Genomic DNA, 15,282 nt, shown 5'->3' on the forward strand with positions numbered 1-15,282 from the left:
TCCGGTCCGACAACCGCTCACCCGACAACTTCACCTGCCCAGGCCTTGGCACAACACATCCAACGACCAACACAGCTCAAAGTCACCGGTATTGGCCCTAGTTGTTCTGTCCGGGGAGGTTGTGGACGCGGCCGGCTGGGGTCTGACCGCCGATTCCGGTGTGTGGTCGGTGGTAGTTGTACCAGTCCAGCCAGTCGGAGAACGCTGCTTGCCGTTCGGTGCCGGAGGTCAAGGTCGTTGGTAGGCCCATTCATCGAGCAGGGTGCGGTGGAATCGTTCGACCTCGCCGTTGGTCCGGGGACGCCAGGGGCGGGTCCAGCGCGGGCCGATGCCCAGGTCACGGCAGGTCTGGCGCCAGGTGTTCTTGGTGCAGGCCCAGGCGTTGGCGGTCAGGACGCGTTCGACGGTGATGCCTCGTGCGGCGGACCGTGCTGTGGCGCGGATCAGGAAGGATGCGCAGGTCGGGGCGGTCTCGTCGGGCAGGTCTTCGGTGTGGGCGAGGCGGGTGCGGTCGTCCGGGGCGGTGGGTGTGCGCAGGGGCTGGTGGTGCGGGTGGCTGGACCGGTCCTCCATTCCTGCCGGGCCGTGTGACCGGTAGCGGCCGGCCCACCGGGCCGCGGTGGTGTGGCTGACCTGGAAACGTTCCGCGGCCCGCCGCAGTGGCCAGCCCCCTTCCACGACGCACCGGGCCAGACGTAGCCGGCCCGTCGGAGTCAGCGGGGCATTACGGTGGGAGACGAGGGCCTCCTGGCAGTCGGCGGTAGATGTAGCAATCCACACCGAACCCAGGAGGCCCTCACCTGTTCAAGCACCCAGCACGCGTGTCACCACCGTCCCGGGACAGCAGGGCGCCCTGTCGGCGGTGTTCATCGGCGGTTCCCTGCGCCGGACCAGAGTTCCGGGCGGGCCGGGGGTGCACTGACCGCGCGGGTGGTGGGGTGTTCTCTTCGGGGTGAGGGCCGGCGGCAGCGGCGGGCGGGCTTCAGCGGTCGTGCCGTGCGGCAACTGCGTCGTAGGTGGCCGTCAGGGAAAGGTTGACCGCTTCGGGACTTCGCTGGGCGACCCGGATGAACAGGATGTCAACCAAGGCGAGTTGGGCCATCCTGCTGGCCATGGCCCCGGGGCGGAACCGTGTCTCGTGGGACACGGTGGTCAGCACAGAGCTTGCGTGCCACGCCAGAGGAGTGTCCTGGAAGTTCGTGATCGCGACGGTGTACGCGCCGGCTTTTGCTGCGGTTCTCAGCGCGGCGATCGTCTCGCTGGTACGGCCGGAGTGGGAGAAGGCGATGGCGACACTGGCCGGGGGCAGCACGGCTGCGCTGGTGATGGCGAGGTGCGGGTCGATCCAGCAGTTGGTCAGGCGGCCGATCCTGCGCAGTTTCTGCTGCAGATCCTGGCCGGCCAGGCTGCTCGATCCCGATCCGTAGATGTCGACGACGGGTGACTGGATGATCGCTTCCACGACGCGGTCCAACTCCACGACGTCCAGTGCTTCGGCGGTACCTTCGATGGCGCGAGCTTCGTGGTACGCCAGTTTGCGGGCCACGGCGAGGGCGTCGTCCTCAGGGTTGATCTCGGCATCCTCGATACCGAAGCTGAGCCGTCTGCTTTGCTCGTCGGCGGCTGCGCGGGCGAGCGCGATGCGGAAGGCCGGGTAGCCCGATAGGTCCAGTGCTCGGTAGAGCCGGGTGACACTGGCTGCTGAAGTGCCGCACTGTTCGGCGAGCGTGGTGATGGTCATCTCCGACGCTTCCGCAGGTGTGGCGAGGGCGAGTTCGGCGATGCGGCGTTCGGCCGGTCGCAGGCCGGGGAGTGCCTGACGCAGTTTCTCCAGGACATCGGCAGTCATGGTGACTCCTCTGGTGTCTGATCGGCACAGGCGCGTCGGCGCTGCCGACTCCCCGGCGGGGCGGCCGTCACGGCGCACTCCTGTGCCTGAGGCCCACACTCTCCCATGCTCTGGCCTGGGAAAAGAGCATCATGAGAAAAAGTTACACGCTAGGCACTTGGCATGGAAATTTTTGTGAATATGCTGCTCCGCAGTATCCGGTGTCACGGAAGTCACGTGATGCCGCGGATCTGCAAGAGGAGAGCAATGCCCAGATCACACGCCCCCGCTGCCAAGCTCGTGCTGGCCGGCGGCATCGCAGCGACGGTTCTCATGACGACGACCGCATGTTCGGGTGGCGCCGGCGGAACCGGTGTCGGCCCCAACGGCGAGGCGCTGGTGTTCGGCATCGGAGCGGACCCCACCCAACTGCTGCCTTGGACGGCAACTGCCGTGCAGTCCAACCAGGTTCTTGGGCAGGTCTACAGCTCTCTGTTGGACGAGGACTCTCGCCTCGCGCCGGCCGCCGGCCTGGCCGACCTGCCCGAGGTCTCCGACGACGGACTCACCTATACCTTCACGCTGAAGCCGAACGTGACCTTCTCGGACGGATCGGCGCTGGATTCCGCGGACGTCAAGTACAGCCTCGAAAAGATCCTCGACCCGGACACCAAGGCGGTCGCGCGTACCTCCCTGGCGGACATCAAGGCCGTCACCGCGCCGGACGCCGGTCATGTCGTCATCAAGCTGAGCAAGCCCAACTCCTCGATCCTGTCCGCCCTGAGCGGTGTGAACAGCTCGATCCTGCCGTCGGACAAGTCTCTGAGTGCCCTCAAGACCAAGCCCGTCGGCACCGGCCCGTACTCTTTCAAGAGTCGCACCGCCAACCAGTCGGTCGTGCTTGAGCGCAACGACACCTACTTCCGCGGACGCCCCGGGCTGAGCACCCTTGAGTTCCGCGTCATCGAGGACAAAAGCGCCATGGCCTCCGCGCTGCGCTCCGGAACCGTCGACATGGCGATCTTCGACGACTCCGTCACCGCCAAGACGGCCACGTCCAGCTCGGTGAAGGTCACCGATGTCGACCAGCTCGACTACCACGCGCTCCAACTGCGCGCCGACGCCGCCGTCTTCAAGGACACCGACGTGCGTCTCGCCGTCCAGTGCGCCATCGACCGGGAACAGGTCGTCAAGACCGCTGCCCTCGGCCAGGGCGAGGTCGTCGGCCCGATCACCTCCCCCGCCTACGCCTCCTCGCCGGACGCCCGTCCCTGCCCCGGCCATGACCTCGCCGCCGCCAAGAAGCACCTCTCCGCAGCCGGCAAGTCCAAGGTGTCCTTCACCGCGATCGTTCCGCAGGGCCTGTACTCCAGCGCCGCCGACGAGGCCCAGAACATCCAGGCCCAGCTCGCCGAGGCCGGCATCACGATGAAGATCGAGACCCTGGACTCCAGTGCCTACGTCGACCGCTGGCTGGCCGGCGACTTCGACGCCGCCATCGCCCTCAATGGCACCGGCAGCGACCCGGCCACCTCGTACACCCGCTACTTCACCTCGGACGGCAACTTCAACAAGCTGGCCGGCTACCGTTCCGCCGGCCTCGACAAGCTGTTCGCCCAGGGCATCGAGACCTCCGACATCGCCGCACGCAAGGAGATCTACGGCAAGATCGCCAAGGAGTTGGAGGACAACGCGGTCTGGATCTGGCTCTACAGCGGCCGCAGCTACATCGCCACGAACACCCGGGTGACCGGCTTCGAGGCGATCACCGACGCCGGCCTGCAGAGCCTTTGGAAGACGAAGGTTTCCTGATGCGGACCCTGTCCTATCTCGCCGGTCACCCCGTCCTGCGCAGGGTCGGGGAGGCCGTCCTGACCCTGCTGGGCGTCTCGGTTCTGACGTTCGTCCTGCTGCGGGTGCTGCCCGGTGACCAGATCACCGCCTCCTACGGCATCGACGCAGGTGAGCTCACCCCGGAACAGATCGCCCAGCTGCAGGCCTACTACGGGGTGGACAAGCCCCTGGTGGAACAGTTCTTCTCGTGGCTCGGCGGTGTCCTCACCGGCAACCTCGGTGTCTCCTCGAACGCGGGACAGAGCGTCGCGGACCTGACATCGCAGGCCCTGCCCGTCACCGCGGAGCTGGCCGTCCTGGCGATCCTGCTGGCCCTCCTGATCGGCGTGCCCGCCGGCCTCCTCGCCGCCTCCCGTCCCGGCGCCCTGCGCGACACCACCGCGCAGACCTTCAGCCTGCTTTCGCTGTCCGCGCCGGTGTTCCTCACCAGCACGGTGCTGGCCACCGTGCTGGCCAACAGCTTCGGCTGGAACCCCAACGGACTGAAATACGCGCGGCTCGCCGAGGACCCGCTGCTCAACCTCCAGCAGATGCTGCTGCCCGCCCTGGTCCTGGGGGTGAGCATCGCCTCGCCGATCATGCAGACCACCCGGACCGCGATCCTCGACATCCGCGGCGAGGACTTCATCCGCACCGCACGAGCCAAAGGCGTACCCGAACGCCTGCTCCAGACCCGGCACGTGCTGCGCAACGCCCTGATCCCCATCGTGACGATGAGCGGCCTCCAGTTCGGATTCCTGCTGGGCGGAGCCGTCGTCGTGGAACAGATCTTCTCCCTGCCGGGGATCGGCCGCCAGGTCCTCATCGGCATGGGACAGAAGGAGTACTCCGTGGTACAGAGCACGGTGCTGGTCATCGCCGTTCTGTTTGTGCTGGTCAACCTGCTGACCGACCTCGTCTACCGGCTGGTCGACCCCAGGGTGTGGTCGCGATGACGACGGCCACGCTCGCTCCCGCCCCCGTGGAGGAGACGGCCAAGCGCGAGCACGTGTTCAAAACGCTGCTGCGCAATCGGTCCAGCCTGATCGGTGGCGTCCTCACCCTGATCGTCCTGCTCACCGCCGGCGTGGGCGTGCTCGGTCTGCTCCCCCACGACCCGACCACCCAGGACGTCGCCGCGGCCCTCCAGGGCCCCAGCGGCTCCCACTGGCTCGGCACCGACCAGTTCGGGCGCGACGTGTTCGCCCGCGTCGCCTCGGGCCTGGGCAGCTCGCTGCTGGTCGCGAGCGTCTCGGTCGCCATCTCCGGCGTCCTCGGCATCATGCTCGGCGTCCTCGCCGGCTTCTTCGGCGGGGTGACCGACCGGATCATCGGCGTGGTGACGAACATCCTGTTCGCCTTCCCGTCGCTGCTCCTGGCGCTCGCCCTGGCCGCCACGCTCGACCGGAGCTGGCAGACCGTTTCCCTGGCCATCGCCGTGGTCTACCTGCCGATCTTCATCCGCGTTGCCCGCGGCCCGGTGCTCACCCTGCGCTCCGCCGACTACGTGACCGCCGCCGCGGCCCTCGGACAGCGCAGGACGGCCACCCTCTTCCAGCACATCCTGCCGAACATCCGGAGCATCATCCTCGTCCAGGTGGCCCTCACCATGTCCTGGGCGATCCTCACCGAAGCAGCGCTGAGCTTCCTCGGTTTCGGCACCCCGCCCCCCGCAGCGTCACTGGGAGTCATGGTCTACGACGCCCGCGCGCTGAGCAGCATCGCGCCCTGGCTCCTGGCCGGCCCCGGTCTCGCCCTGGTCGTCATCGTCCTCGGTCTCAACATGCTCAGCGCCGGCCTCCGTGACGTCCTCGACCCCCGCTCCGGAGACCGCCGATGAGCTCCGCCGAACCGGACTCCACCACCCTCGACTCCCTGCTCACCGAGCGCATGGACGGCATCGGCGTCATGCTCGACGCCCTGCCCACCAGCGAACTCGTCCACCTGATGAACGACGGCGACGCGGAGATCGCGGGAGCCGTGCGCAGGCAGTCCGCCGCCATCACGGCCGTCATCGACGCGGCCTGCCCCCGCATGGCCGGAGGAGGACGCCTCGTCTACGTCGGTGCGGGCACCTCCGGGCGCCTCGGCATCCTCGACGCCTCCGAGATCCCGCCCACCTTCGGCGTGCCCCCCGGCCGGGTTGTCGGCGTCATCGCGGGCGGCTCGCGCGCCATCACCGACGCCGTCGAAGCGGCCGAGGACAGCGCCGAACAGGGCCGCGCCGACATCGACGCCCTCGGCGTCGGCTCCCTCGACACCGTCGTCGGCATCGCCTCCAGCGGCCGTACGCCCTATGTCCTGGGAGCCGTCGAACGTGCCGCCGAGCACGGCTGCCTGACCGTGGGCCTCTCCTGCAACGCGGGCGCCCCGCTCTCCGCAGTCGTGGAACACCCGCTGGAGGTCGTCATCGGCCAGGAGATCGTGCGCGGCTCCACCCGGCTGCGCGCGGGCACCGCCACCAAGATGGTGCTCAACATGATCTCCACGCTCGCCATGGTCCGCCTCGGCAAGACCTACGGCAGCCTCATGGTCGACGTACAGGCCACCAACGAGAAGCTGCGCCACCGCGCAGTCCGGATTGTTGTCACCGCCACCGGCACCGACGAAGACACCGCCCATCGGGCCCTGGCCGAGGCCGACTGGAAGGCGAAGACCGCCATCGCCATGATCGCCCTCGACTGCGACCAGGGCACCGCGAACGCAGCGCTGACCGCCGCCGCCGGCCGGCTCGGCGCCATCCTGGAGGACCACTGATGCGTGTACTGGGCATGATCTCCGGCACCTCCCACGACGGCATCGACGTGGCCGTCGTGGACTTCCGGCAGGACGGCACCACCCTGCACGGAACCGTCACCCACCACGACACCGTGCCCTACTCGGAGCAGCTCCGCGCCGACCTCGTCGACGCTCTGCCCCCCGGCCGGGTGACTGCGGCCGACATCTGCGCCCTGGACACCCGGATCGGCCAGGCCTTCGCCGACGCCGCCCGCACGGCGCTCGCCGCAGCCCCCGCCGACGTGGTGTGCACCCACGGCCAGACCGTCTACCACTGGGTGGAAGGCACCACCGCGCTGGGCACCCTCCAGCTCGGACAGCCCGCCTGGATCGCCGAGGCCACCGGGCTGCCGGTCGTCTCCGACCTGCGCAGCGCCGACATCGCCGCCGGCGGCCAGGGCGCCCCCCTGGTCCCGGCCCTCGACCGCATGCTCCTGGCCGCCGAGACCGAGCGCGGCCTGGCAGCCGGCGCCCTGAACCTCGGCGGCATCTCCAACATCACGGTGCTCGCACCCAACACCGAGCCCGTCGCCTGGGACATCGGCCCGGCCAACGCCCTCATCGACGCGGCCGTCGCGGCCGATCCCGCGCATCCCGACAGCTTCGACCGCGACGGCCTCCTCGCCGCCTCCGGCCGGATCGACCACCCCCTCCTCGCGGCCCTGCTCGACGAGCCGTACTACGACCTCGCACCCCCCAAGAGCTCCGGCAAGGAGATCTTCCACGCCGGGTACGTCGACGAGGTGCTGCGCCGCACCGGCGCCCGCCCCGCCCTGAACGACCTGGTCGCCACCCTGACCGAGCTGACCGTCGAGACGGTCGCCCGCACGGTCGAGGAGGCCGGGCTCGACGTCCTCTACGCGTCCGGCGGGGGAGTGCGCAACCCGGTCCTCCTCAAAGGGATCACGGACCGGCTGCCGCAGATCCGCTTCCACACCACGGACGCCCTCGCCGCCCCCTCCGACGCCAAGGAGGCCATCGCCTTCGCGCTGCTCGGCTGGAAGACGCTGCACGGCCTGCCCGGCAACGTCCCCAGCTGCACCGGCGCCGACGCCGAACGCGTCCTGGGCCGCCTCACGCCCGGCACCGCGCCCCTGACCCTCCCGGCCACCCCGGCGGTACGGCCCCGCATCCTGGTCCTGGGAGGGGCCGGCGCATGAGGCAGTACCTCACCTCCGTCGCCGAGGGGATCCGCCGCAGCGGCGGTGCGGGCGAGGGCCCGCCCGCCGGGGTGTGCCTCGGTGTGCTCACCCCCGCCACCGACACCGTCCTGGCCGCCGTCGGGTGGGCCGTGCTCCCCACCAAAACGGCCCCCGGCGAGCGCCTGACCACCTCGGCCGTCTTCGACCTGGCCTCGGTCAGCAAGATCGCGGGCACCACCGCCCTGGCCATGCGACTGACGGCGGCAGGGCTGCTCGACCTCGACGAGCCCGTCCACCGCCACCTCACCGGATTCCGGGGCGGCGACAAAGATCTCGTCACGGCCGCCGACCTGCTCGCCCATCGCGGAGGCCTCACGCCATGGTGGCCGCTGTACTGCGCCACCACCAACCGTGAGCAGGCCCTCGACCTCGCCGAGGGCCTGCCGCTGCGCCACCCCCGAGGCGAGCGGCGCCTCTACTCCGACGTCGGCTTCCAACTCCTGGGCCGTCTCATCGAGCGCATCACCGGGACCGGTATCGCCGAGGCCCACCAAAAGTGGGTGGCCGCGCCACTCGGCCTGACCCGCACCGGCTACGGGCCCGTCGATCCCACCCGGGCGGTGGTCTGCGCCGACGGCGACCAGATCGAGTACGCCATGATCGCCGATGGCGTCCCCTATCCCGTGCCCTTCACCCCGGCCGACTTCACCGGCTGGCGCACCACGGCGGTCCGTGGCCACGCTGCCGACGGCAACGCCCACCATGCCCTCGGTGGCACGGCCGGCCACGCCGGGCTCTTCGCCCCGGTCGAGGAGATGCTCCGGCTGGGGGCCGCGCTCGCCCGGGACGAGGAGTTCGTGCCGGCCGCCGTACGGGCCCGGTTCACCGCCGCCGCCTCGCCCGACGAACCCTCCCAGGGCCTGGGCTTCCGCCGGTTCGAACTGACCACCCCGAAAGGCCCGGTCCCCATGATCGGCCACGACGGATTCACCGGCACCCACCTCTCCGCCGCGACCGACCGGTCCCTGGTCGTCGCGATGGCCGCCACCCGGCTGCACGGCGCCACCGGCGCCCGCGCCGACCTCCTCTCCGTCGCGGACCTGGCCCACGACGCCCGCCAGGGCATCGTCCAGGCCCTCGACCTGGAGGTCGCGCTCCCCGCACCGTCCCGGTCCGCCGGCTTCGGCACCACCCCGCAGGCTCAGGAGTCACCATGAAAGCCACCCATGCCGCCCCGACCGCGGGCATCGACAACGCAGGCACCAACCCCAAGCTCCGCATCCGCGACCTCTCCGTGGTCTTCCGCACCGCGGGCGGCGACTTCACCGCCGTCGACGGGGTCGACCTCGACCTCGCGGCAGGCGAGACCGTCGCCGTGGTCGGCGCCTCGGGGTCGGGCAAGTCCACCCTGGCCGCCTGCGTCAACCGGCTGCTGGCGGAGAACGGACGGATCGCGGGTGGCACCATACACCTGGAAGACTTCGACATCACCGCAGCCTCCGACCGGGCCATGCGGCAGGTGCGCGGAGCCCGCGTCGGCATGGTGCCGCAGGACCCGATGACCAACCTCAACCCGGTCCTCAGCGTCGGCGCGCAGATCGTCGAGGCGCTCGAAGTGCACGGCCGTGCCCAGGGCGAGGCCGCTCGCAAGGAAGCCACCCAGCTCCTCGAAAGGGTCGGCATCACCGACGCCGCGGCCCGTTTCAAGCAGTACCCGCACGAATTCTCCGGCGGCATGCGCCAGCGCGTGCTCATCGCCATGGCCCTCGCCTGCCGCCCCGACGTCCTCATCGCCGACGAGCCCACCTCGGCCCTCGACGTCACCGTGCAGCGCGTCGTGCTCGACCAGATGGCCGCCCTGACCCGCGAACTCGGTACCGCCGTCCTGCTCATCACCCACGACCTGGCCATGGCCGCCGAGCGTGCCGACCGCATCGTCGTCATGCACAACGGCCGCCTCGTCGAGAGCGGCCCGTCCACGACCGTCATCGCCGACCCGCAGGACCCCTACACCAAGCGACTCCTCGCGGCGGCCCCCGGCATGGCCCGCCCCAAGATCGAGCCGGTGCCCGCCGACCCGGACCGTCAGGAGCTCCCGCCGGTGCTGGAACTGCGCGACATCACCAAGGAGTTCAGGCTCCGCGGCCGACGCGAGCCCTTGCGCGCCGTGGACGGCGTCAGCCTCAGTGTTCAGGCCGGGCGCACCGTGGCCATCGTCGGCGAGTCCGGATCCGGCAAATCCACCACCGCCCGCATCGCGCTGCGCCTGGAGGAGTCCGACACCGGCGAGGCCCGCTTCGACGGCTCGGACATCACCCGCCTCAAGGGCCGCCGCCTGCTGCCCTTCCGCAGCGCCGTCCAGCCGGTCTTCCAGAACCCCTACGCCTCGCTCGACCCCCGCCACACCATCAAGCGGATCGTTGCCGAACCGCTGCGTGTGCACGGCATCGGCGACCGCCGCGCCGACCACCGGGCACGGGTGGTCGAACTCCTCGACCAGGTGGCCCTGCCCGCCTCCGTGGCCGACCGCTACCCCCACGAACTCTCCGGCGGCCAGCGACAGCGCGTCGCCATCGCCCGCGCCCTCGCGCTCAAGCCCCGTCTGATCGTCATGGACGAGGCGGTCTCCGCGCTGGACGTGCTCGTACAGGAGCAGATCCTGGACCTGATGGTCGACCTCCAGCGCGAACTGGGCCTCGGCTACCTGTTCATCAGCCACGACCTCGACGTGGTCCGCCTCGTCTCCCACCACGTCCTGGTGATGCGCAAGGGCCGTGTCGTCGAGGAAGGCACCCCGGAAGCCATCTTCGACCACCCCACCCACCCGTACACCCGCGAACTCATCGACGCCATCCCCGGAAAGAGCATGCCCGTGTGACCGCATCCCGCGTCCTGGCCGTCCCCAACTCGCCGACCAGCAGCCTCGCACGGTTGCTGCCCCGGCTCCGGGGGAGGGGAGGGGCTGACGGTCGTGGAGACGGACGGGGCCGACGCCCAGTCGGCCGGCCCGTACGCGCACATCATGGCCTTGGCCCTGATGGCCGCTTCGATCTTGCCCTGGGTGGTCAGCAGCGCTTTCGTGCTGACCAGCCGGGCTTCTTCGAGGCCGAGGACAATGATCGTCACGCATCGGAGGAAGACGCCCGTGGGCCAGGTCGGTTCGCGTCACAGTGCCGGTTCTTCTGATCGTTTCAGAATGAGTTCGGGGTGAGGGCTTGGCGACCGGGCCTGGTCGCGGCAGAGTGTTGCAGGTGTCGGATGATCTTGTGCCTGATGACCTCTGGGAACGTATCGCTCCGCTGCTGCCGCCCCGCCCGCCGAGGCGCCATCGATACCCCGGACGTCTGCCGGCGGACGACCGTGCGGCCCTGCGGGGCATCGTTTACGTCCTGCGCAAGAACGTGAGCTGGAGAGACGTTCCGGCCGAGTGGACCGGCTGCAGCGGAGTGACGGCCTGGCGGCGGCTGCGGGACTGGACGGAGGCCGGCCTCTGGCCCCGCCTGCACGAAGTGCTCCTGGCCGAGCTGCGCAAAGCAGGTCTGCTGGACATGGACGACGCCGCGATCGACGGCTCGCACATCAGGGTCCTGAAAGGGGGGCTCACACCGGACCTTCGCCGGTCGGCCGTGGCCGGCCGGGCAGCAAGCACCACCTGATCGTCGACCGGCACGGCACCCCTCTTGCCGTGACTCTGACCGGCAGAAACAGTGACGATGTCACCCAGCTGACGCCGCTGCTGGATGCGATCCCCCGTATCCGAGGACTTCGCGGACGGCCGCGGCACCGGCCGGGTCGGCTGTTCGCCGACCGCGGCTACGACTTCGACAAGTACCGGCGCATCCTCCGGGCCCGTGGCATCACACCGAAGATCGCCCGTCGCGGCACCCCGCACGGCTCCGGCCTGGGCAAGACACGCTGGGTCGTGGAGCGGACCTTCGCCTGGCTCCACCAGTTCAAACAACTGCGGATCCGCTACGAGATACGCGCAGATCTCCACCTCGGCCTGCTCCAACTCGCCTGCAGCATCATCTGCTTGAGACGACTCCGAACCGCATTCTGAAACGATCAGTAAAGCCACCCGGAGGGTTTTACCTCCTGTCAGGTCGCCTCCCGCCATGCGGTGATCGCGTCCTCGTCGCGTTCGGCGGCGGGCCGGGCGGGCATCTGCACGCTGTAGCCCATGCGGTGCAGCAGCCGAGTGACCCCGGAGACCCTGTTAGGAGAGGTGGAACTTCCGCCCGATCAGCGTGCGTACCCGCGCGGCGGTCCACACCTGGTCGTCCGCCCAGCCGTGCGCGGCCAGTCCCTCATCAAGCCACATCGCGAGCTTGGTCTGCAGGTGCGGGCCGAGCCGACAGCCGTAGCCGCAGGGGCCTCTGGAACGCAGAGCCTCGCGTCCACCCGTCCTCCAGGTGCGGTGCCACTGGTAGACCGACTTCTCACTCACCCGTAACTCCCGGGCGATGCACGGGACTTCCACGCCCGCATCGAAGGGGTCAACGGCCCGCATCCGTACCTCTTCCCGGCGCCTGCGCTGCTCGGCGGACAGCCCGCCCCCCTCCGGAGACCGCATGCCTCCGGCGCACCAGCCCGGACGGACCGCGTCACCCCTCCCGACACAAATCCAGACCCCGAAACGCCGAAATCAGTAACGGCACCCCTTGATGGCCTGGCGCGAGCCACGCGCCAACTGCCTACGCACGTTGCCCCCACTCTGCCCTCAGGGGCCTGGCCCGACCGCCCGCGCCTCAGATATCCAGGGGGAGTCGTTGCCTGCGAAAGGGAGAGGCCGCATGTACTCCGAAGCCCAGGCCAGGTCGGCACGGGAACGGAAGGGCAGGGCACCGGCCCGCTACCCCCAGGCGGCGAGCCGGACGCTGCTCCCAGGCCTCCTCGCGTTACAGAGCAGCGTCGGCAACGCGGCAGTCGTTCAGATGCTCCGCTGGGCCGGACACCCAGGAGTCCAGGAAGAGCTCCAGCATGGCGCCGACCGCGACCACCCGCGGACAGAGCACCCCGTACAGCGATCCACCGTCCACGACGTCCTACGTACTCCGGGCCGTCCCCTCGACGACGACACACGCGAGGAGATGGAAGCTCGGCTCGGCACGGACTTCCCGAACGTCCGCATCCACACGGACGCGGCCGCGCAAGCCCCGGCGGCGGAAGTAGGCGCCCGCGCCTACACCTCCGGCAGCCACGTCGCCATCGGCGACGGCGGCGCCGACAAGCACACTCTTGCACACGAGCTGACGCACGTCATCCAGCAGCGCCGGGGCCGTGTGGGCGGGACCGACAACGGTGCGGGCCTGAAGGTCTCCGACCGGTTCGGACGCGAGGCGGAAGCCACTGCCTCGCAGGCACTGCGTGGACCAGCGCCGAGCGAACAGCAGCCGTCGAGGTCCAAGGCGAACACGTTCGCCCCCACCCAGCCGTTTTCCGTACAGCGGGCGATGGACGACGCATCCGACGATGCCCTGAAGATCGAGCAGTCGGCCTACGCTTCTGGAAACCAGTTCACAATCGCCGCGACGCTGATCGAGAACCAGGCGCAGGCGCCCGACCAGGCCCAGTCGAGCTCGGACAACGCCGCGGACCTGCCGATCTTCGCTCCCGGGACCTTCGAGTTCGTCACTGAGCTCAAGGGCGGATCCAGCAGCCCGTGGCACGTCCGGGTCGGCGGTGCCGACAAGGTCTTCAAATTCAGCCAGCAACGGGGCCGGAGCCCGTTGACGCCCGGCGGGGTCCCGGGGCCGATCACGGTGCCGAAGCCCGAAGACGCCGCTGAGAGCTCGGCCGAAGGAGCCAAGCAGGCCAAGAAGAGCAACTCCCTGCCGGCCGAGGAGATCATGCTGGCCGAGATGCTAACGGGCAAGATCTACCAGGCGGCCGGGGCCAAGGTGCTCCCGGCCGCGTTCGCCTGGGTGGCGACCGGCAACGAGACGACGGCGGAGTGGACCCTGGCCCAGGTCACCGACTTCCGGACGGTGGATCAGGATCGGCCGGACGCGGCGAAGATCGCCTCCATGGCGGACTTCCTGCCGTTCGTCGGCCTGGACGTGGTGCTGGCCATCTTCGACCTGCGCAAGCCGCCGAACTGGATGAAAATCGGCGCTGACCTGTACCGCCAAGACCTGGGCGGAGCCATGTACGTCAGCGCCCAGGGCACACCCAAGAAGTCGGGTGACTTCATGGGATCCACGGACGTCTCCCAGACGATCGCCAGCATGTCCACCGGGCCGCACAGCAGCGGCTCGCCCTACGCAGACGTGCCGCCGGAGAGGTTCGCCGAGTCCCTCATCGACCTGGACAAGCGGCTGCCCCCGGCGACGATCGAGCAGCTGGTGAACACGAGCGGCTTGCCCGAGGCCAAGCGCCCAGGGCTCATCGCGGCCCTCAACGGCCGGATCAGCTCGGGCGTCCGGTGGGCCCTCGGCTACGCGGAGCCGGTGGCTATGTTCGGCCAGCAAGTGAGTCAAGGCCTCGAACCAGACCCCGAACCAGAGACCGAGTCCGACTGGTCGAACGCTCTGGCCTATGATGCGCTGGAGTTCCGGGACATCCACCAACTCGTCGGCGAACAGCGCGCCCGGATCGAGACCGTGGTCACCAGCCTGCGGGCCAAGTTGTTCGATGCTGCCGAAGGTTCCCACCTGGCCGCGACGTTGCAGCAGCTGGACAAGCTGATCGACGCCGACAGGCAGCCGATCGGAGCGGACCGGGAACTGGCCGACACCGTGCAGAAGCTGTACAGCGAGATCAGGGACTGGCCGATGGAGGTCTGCCCCGAGCCGCTGCGGATCCTCGCCCGGGCACTGCCCGGTTTTGCCGACCTCGTCGGCGCCGGAGAGCAGGCCCTAGCCAGGATGACCGGCTTCGAGCGGTTGGAGCAGCGTTCCGACGACCCGTATGCCTCACCCCCGTTGGTCGGTCCGGAAGAGCTGCTGAACCCGAATCAGTACACGGCCGCCATGGCCAAGAAGCTGCACGACGATCTCCAGCGCCTGCAGGGCAAACATCTCGTTCGCCGGGTGAGTCAGGCGGAGGAGGACAAATACCGGATCGCGGCGAAGGCACAGGACGTCGGCAAAGCGGTCGAGGCCCTGTTCGACACCAAAGGCTACGAACGCGGTGAGATCGTCTTCTCCGTGGAGGACGTGTTCATCCTCTCCCGGGAGACCGCCTGGGCCGAGGCGGTCAAGGTTGAGGTCAAGCGGAGATTCGCCGGCGATCCCCCGGTGCGGGACGTGCCCGGCACGGGCGCCGGGTACGCACGCGTGGTTGAAATCCCGATCACTCCTGAGCTGTTGGGTTTCCTGAAGAGCTACGCGTACTTCAGCACCCCCGTGACGGCCAAGCCGAACGCGTTCATGCCCAACCCCAACGTCAAGTACGAGGGGGCGGCCGGCGGGACCGGTGACGCCGGGGGCATTCCCAACGTCGTAGTGAAGAAGCAGGGCTTCGGCCAGTTCCTGGCCGCCACCCGGGCGATCACGTTCATTGACGCTGCCGCGAGCGCGACGATGAAGAGGCTGTGGGAGAAAGAAGTGACGGAAGGCGTGGACCGCCTCCGAGAGCTCGCGCGACTGCAGGCGGAGAGCGCGGGGAAGGCTCCCGCCGAGGACAAGTGTGGCCTAGAGCTCGACGACGATGACTTCTTCGCCGGCCTCGAATTGTGACGGTGCCCGGCCGGACGACGTC

General features: G+C 69.4%; 13 protein-coding genes and 1 pseudogene. 9 read left to right on the forward strand and 5 right to left on the reverse strand.

The window, feature by feature from the left end; genetic code table 11:
• Positions 1–97: 97 nt before the first annotated feature.
• Both ACFYW1_RS34055 and ACFYW1_RS34060 read right to left on the reverse strand, forming a co-directional pair.
• Positions 98–774 (reverse strand): annotated as a pseudogene (locus ACFYW1_RS34055) (integrase core domain-containing protein).
• 208 nt (positions 775–982) lie between these two features.
• Complete coding sequence (locus ACFYW1_RS34060) at positions 983–1,849, reverse strand: MurR/RpiR family transcriptional regulator (RefSeq protein ID WP_389002207.1); 867 nt, start codon at positions 1,847–1,849, stop codon at positions 983–985.
• A 246-nt stretch (positions 1,850–2,095) separates the two neighbouring features.
• On the opposite strand from ACFYW1_RS34060, the gene ACFYW1_RS34065 reads away from it, so the two are divergent.
• From ACFYW1_RS34065 to ACFYW1_RS34100, 8 genes are all read left to right on the forward strand, one after another.
• Complete coding sequence (locus ACFYW1_RS34065; RefSeq protein WP_389002210.1) at positions 2,096–3,640, forward strand: ABC transporter substrate-binding protein; 1,545 nt, start codon at positions 2,096–2,098, stop codon at positions 3,638–3,640.
• Positions 3,640–4,617 carry an ABC transporter permease gene (locus tag ACFYW1_RS34070; protein ID WP_389002213.1) on the forward strand — a complete coding sequence of 326 codons (978 nt, stop codon included), beginning with the start codon at positions 3,640–3,642 and terminating at the stop codon, positions 4,615–4,617. The genes ACFYW1_RS34065 and ACFYW1_RS34070 overlap by 1 nt, the downstream gene beginning before the upstream one ends.
• Positions 4,614–5,501, forward strand: coding sequence for an ABC transporter permease (locus ACFYW1_RS34075; protein ID WP_389002216.1), 888 nt, complete (start codon positions 4,614–4,616; stop codon positions 5,499–5,501). Before ACFYW1_RS34070 ends, ACFYW1_RS34075 begins: the two co-directional genes overlap by 4 nt.
• Entirely contained in the window at positions 5,498–6,418 is a 921-nt protein-coding gene (gene murQ, locus ACFYW1_RS34080) for an N-acetylmuramic acid 6-phosphate etherase (RefSeq protein ID WP_389002219.1), read from the forward strand. The genes ACFYW1_RS34075 and murQ overlap by 4 nt, the downstream gene beginning before the upstream one ends.
• On the forward strand, positions 6,418–7,599 hold the full coding sequence (locus ACFYW1_RS34085; protein WP_389002222.1) for an anhydro-N-acetylmuramic acid kinase: 1,182 nt from the start codon (positions 6,418–6,420) through the stop codon (positions 7,597–7,599). Before murQ ends, ACFYW1_RS34085 begins: the two co-directional genes overlap by 1 nt.
• Positions 7,596–8,798, forward strand: coding sequence for a serine hydrolase domain-containing protein (locus ACFYW1_RS34090; protein WP_389002225.1), 1,203 nt, complete (start codon positions 7,596–7,598; stop codon positions 8,796–8,798). The genes ACFYW1_RS34085 and ACFYW1_RS34090 overlap by 4 nt, the downstream gene beginning before the upstream one ends.
• Positions 8,795–10,459, forward strand: coding sequence for an ABC transporter ATP-binding protein (locus ACFYW1_RS34095; protein ID WP_389002228.1), 1,665 nt, complete (start codon positions 8,795–8,797; stop codon positions 10,457–10,459). Before ACFYW1_RS34090 ends, ACFYW1_RS34095 begins: the two co-directional genes overlap by 4 nt.
• A 373-nt stretch (positions 10,460–10,832) precedes the next feature.
• Positions 10,833–11,641 (forward strand): IS5 family transposase gene (locus ACFYW1_RS34100; protein ID WP_389002231.1). Its coding sequence is split into 2 segments (ribosomal slippage): positions 10,833–11,172 and positions 11,172–11,641, totalling 810 coding nucleotides; the frame shifts between segments, so codons are not numbered across the junction.
• A gap of 38 nt (positions 11,642–11,679) precedes the next feature.
• Here ACFYW1_RS34100 and ACFYW1_RS34105 read toward each other — a convergent pair.
• The 3 genes from ACFYW1_RS34105 to ACFYW1_RS34115 all read right to left on the reverse strand — a co-directional run bounded on the left by ACFYW1_RS34105 (position 11,680) and on the right by ACFYW1_RS34115 (position 12,620).
• The gene (locus tag ACFYW1_RS34105) at positions 11,680–11,763 is read right to left on the reverse strand and encodes a winged helix-turn-helix domain-containing protein (protein ID WP_389002374.1); all 84 of its coding nucleotides are present in this window, start codon (positions 11,761–11,763) and stop codon (positions 11,680–11,682) included.
• A gap of 34 nt (positions 11,764–11,797) precedes the next feature.
• Positions 11,798–12,154 carry a helix-turn-helix domain-containing protein gene (locus tag ACFYW1_RS34110; RefSeq protein ID WP_389002234.1) on the reverse strand — a complete coding sequence of 119 codons (357 nt, stop codon included), beginning with the start codon at positions 12,152–12,154 and terminating at the stop codon, positions 11,798–11,800.
• A gap of 325 nt (positions 12,155–12,479) precedes the next feature.
• Positions 12,480–12,620 carry a hypothetical protein gene (locus ACFYW1_RS34115; RefSeq protein WP_389002237.1) on the reverse strand — a complete coding sequence of 47 codons (141 nt, stop codon included), beginning with the start codon at positions 12,618–12,620 and terminating at the stop codon, positions 12,480–12,482.
• Between the two features lie 51 nt (positions 12,621–12,671).
• On the opposite strand from ACFYW1_RS34115, the gene ACFYW1_RS34120 reads away from it, so the two are divergent.
• Entirely contained in the window at positions 12,672–15,260 is a 2,589-nt protein-coding gene (locus tag ACFYW1_RS34120) for a DUF4157 domain-containing protein (protein ID WP_389002240.1), read from the forward strand.
• The last annotated feature ends 22 nt before the right edge of the window (positions 15,261–15,282 follow it).

It is taken from the genome of Streptomyces sp. NPDC002669 (assembly GCF_042889165.1).
In the GTDB taxonomy this organism is placed as follows: Bacteria; Actinomycetota; Actinomycetes; order Streptomycetales; family Streptomycetaceae; genus Streptomyces.